Origin of the sequence: Rhodococcus yananensis (genome assembly GCF_020515525.1) — a bacterium.
GTDB classification, from domain to species: Bacteria; Actinomycetota; Actinomycetes; order Mycobacteriales; family Mycobacteriaceae; genus Rhodococcus; species Rhodococcus yananensis.
The window spans coordinates 1-2,886 of the sequence record NZ_JAIYEP010000150.1 but is presented as its reverse complement, the minus strand read 5'-3'; the positions used below and the strand labels follow the sequence as shown (position 1 = coordinate 2,886).

The window sequence follows — 2,886 nt, the reverse complement described above, 5'->3', positions numbered from 1 at the left end:
TGGGCGTGCCTTCCCGCCAGCGTTGGCGCGCTGGTCTTGATCAGAATCCTGTGACTTCGTAGATCATCATCCGGGAAGGCGCGCCCTCCCGGGATCCACAGGTTCTGATCATTGCTCCGCATGTGGGTGTGGCCTCTGTGTTCGGACGGATGCTTCGCAACCTCCATCCAACCCTGTAGGTCACACCCTCGAACTATCGACCTCGATCACCTGAAAATCCCTGGCCACAGCTTTACCAGCTGACTTTTCCGGGACCCTGGCGGGCTGCCGGGCAACGTCGTGTGGATTACCGCCATTGTGTTCGCGATCGTGTCGGTGTCGTTGGTTCCCGTGCCCGTCATGTTCTTCCTGATCCGTGGGGAGCGCGCACAGAAGCCGCTGACCGACCTGCGAACCTGGATCGCAACGCACACGAAACTTCTCAATGTCGCCCTGCTCGTGTTGCTCGCGATAATACAGTTCGGTAAGGCACTGAACACCTAGTGAATTCGTCATCGGACAGAGTGGGGGATCGGTCATGAACATCCTGGTTCCGGACAGTCAGCGGCGGACGCTCGACGAACTCGTCGATCGGCTCGATCTCAGCAAGGGAGCGTCTGCATCGAAACGCTCGGCCTTCTGGATCATGCTGACGTTGTCCGCGGTGATCGCCGCGTCGGGTGTTGCGGGTGATTCGACCGCGACGGTGATCGGCGCCATGATCGTCGCGCCGTTGTCGGTTCCCATTCTCGGTGTCGGACTGGGGATTGCGACTGCCCAGGGCAAGCTGATCGCCCGCAGCCTGCTCCTCGTACTCTTGGGAATCGTGCTGGCGGTGGCGATCGGATTCGTCGTCTCGCAATTGCTTCCCAACCCGACGAATGTGCTGTCGAACTCTCAGGTGGTCGGCCGTACGTCACCGAAGCTGATGGATCTCACCGCCGCGTTGGCGACCGGGCTGGTGGGGGTCATTGCCATCACCCGGCGCGACGTCGGAGACGTGCTTCCCGGTGTAGCCATCGCGATCTCGCTGGTACCGCCGCTCGCGGTAGTCGGCGTGTGTCTCGGCTCGGGCGCACCGGGGCTCGCGCTCGGTGCGTTCGTGCTGTTCGCGTCGAACATGGTGGCGATGATCGTGACGGCGACGGTGGTGCTCGTCGTCGTGGGGTACGCACACGAGGCCGGGGCCGACGACGCGAGACGAGGCCGGGCATATGCAGTCCTGGTCACCGGCTTGATCATCGTGGCGGTTCCGATGGTGGTGAACTCGTTGTCGTCGCTGTGGGCCGGTCAGATCGCCGATGCCGCACGGACCTGGCTCGGAGACGAGTCCGTTTCGCAGGTCACCGACGTGTCGTTGCAGCAACGGACGGCGCTGGTCCATGTCCTGTCGCCCGAGAAACTCCCCGCGGTGGACGAACTCCAGTCGGCGGTGGATGACCTCGTGCCGTGGCACCCGCAGGTCGTGATCGTGCATACCTACGGTGGCCGCTTCAGCGAATGACGAGGCGGGCAGGGTGCAGGGCTGTGTCAAAGTCGGTTACGTAGCATCTGACCTGGGATGACGCAAAGATCGGGACCGATGGGCGCGAGCACGACCCTCACGGCGAGGATGAAGGTTCCTTACGCCGTCCGCCCACACCGGAGTGCCATGCCCGCACTGTCATCTTCCCCCACCACACTCACCGTCGTCGACCTCGCCCCGGTCCTCGACACATCACCCGACGTGCCGCTGGCACCACAACAGATCCTCGACGCCTTCGACCAGCTCCCCGACCCCCGCAAACCCCGCGGCACACGACACCGCTTGACCGGCGTCCTCGCCGCCGCAGCCGCCGCGACGATCGCCGGGGCCACCTCCGTCGCGGCGATCGCCGAATGGACTGCCGACGCCGGTACCGACGTACTCGCCCACCTCGGCATCGGAGCCACGGTCCCGTCACTGTCGACGTTCCACCGGATCCTGCGCACCGTCGACGCCCACCGGTTCGACCTGCGTGTCTACGCGTGGATCCGATTGTCCTTCACCACTGTCGACGGACGCACGGTCATCGCCTGCGACGGCAAGACCGTCCGCGGAGCCGTCGATGCCGACGGCCACCGCCCGCACCTGCTCTCGGCGTACGACCACACCACCGGTGCGAGCGTCGGGCAGGTCGACGTGCATCACAAGACCAACGAGATCACCCAGCTCACCGAACTTCTCGACCAGTTCGACCTCACCGGTACCGTGATCACGCTGGATGCGTTACACACCCAGCGCGGCACCGCCGAGTACATCGTCGGCCGTGGCGGGCACTTCGTGATGTGCGTCAAACGCAATCAGCCGACGTTGCACTCCGAACTGAAATCTCTGCCGTGGCACGAGGTTCCCGTCTTCGCGCGCGAGACCGACGCCGGCCGTGGCCGGCGGATCACCCGAACGGTCAAGGCGGGCATGCCCGCGCGATGTTCGACTCCCCAGCCCGACGATGAAGACCGACCGCCACATTCCTCAGCGTCGCCATCACCTGCGGACCATGATCGGTACGGATGGTCGAACGGTCCGCCCCCGCAAGCGAGAGGTACCCCCAGTCGAACGTCACATCCCGCACATAGTGGACCTTGTTCTCGATGTGCCAGTGACCACGAATCCACGATGCCAGCAGCTTCGGCGGTGCCTGCTCGCACGGCAATGAGCAGATCGCATACACCACCTCGACACTCCAGGCTTCCGAGCCGATCAGGCGCCGATGTCCGGTGATCTGGATCGCTTGTCGGACATAGGGAAACCGCAGGCCACGGGAGACGGTGACGATCTTGTAGCTGCGCTGTTCCTCGCGGCCGTGGCCACGCTCGGGCGGGTCGGACCACACCACCGGCACCAGCTCCCACGGCAGGCCGCGGATGCGGGTGAGCAGTCCCGGC

Annotated in this window: 2 protein-coding genes and 2 pseudogenes; 3 read left to right on the top strand and 1 reads right to left on the bottom strand. The window is 64.7% G+C overall.

All coding sequences use genetic code 11. From position 1 onward, the window contains the following. Nucleotides 1–264 precede the first annotated feature (264 nt). From LDQ05_RS19465 to LDQ05_RS19970, 3 genes and pseudogenes are all read left to right on the top strand, one after another. The gene (locus LDQ05_RS19465; protein WP_226438595.1) at nucleotides 265–483 is read left to right on the top strand and encodes a GAP family protein; all 219 of its coding nucleotides are present in this window, start codon (nucleotides 265–267) and stop codon (nucleotides 481–483) included. A gap of 34 nt (nucleotides 484–517) precedes the next feature. Then, entirely contained in the window at nucleotides 518–1,483 is a 966-nt protein-coding gene (locus tag LDQ05_RS19460) for a DUF389 domain-containing protein (protein ID WP_226438594.1), read from the top strand. A 57-nt stretch (nucleotides 1,484–1,540) separates the two neighbouring features. Continuing rightward, nucleotides 1,541–2,347, top strand: a pseudogene (locus tag LDQ05_RS19970) (ISAs1 family transposase); the annotation flags it as partial. A 58-nt stretch (nucleotides 2,348–2,405) separates the two neighbouring features. On the opposite strand, the pseudogene LDQ05_RS19450 reads toward LDQ05_RS19970, so the two are convergent. Next, a pseudogene (locus LDQ05_RS19450) lies at nucleotides 2,406–2,886 on the bottom strand (ISAs1-like element ISMul1 family transposase); the annotation flags it as partial.

Coding starts and splice junctions, on each gene's coding strand:
- LDQ05_RS19460 (WP_226438594.1), top strand. CDS start 518: ATGAACATCCTGGTTCCGGACAGTCAGCGGCGGACGCTCGACGAACTC.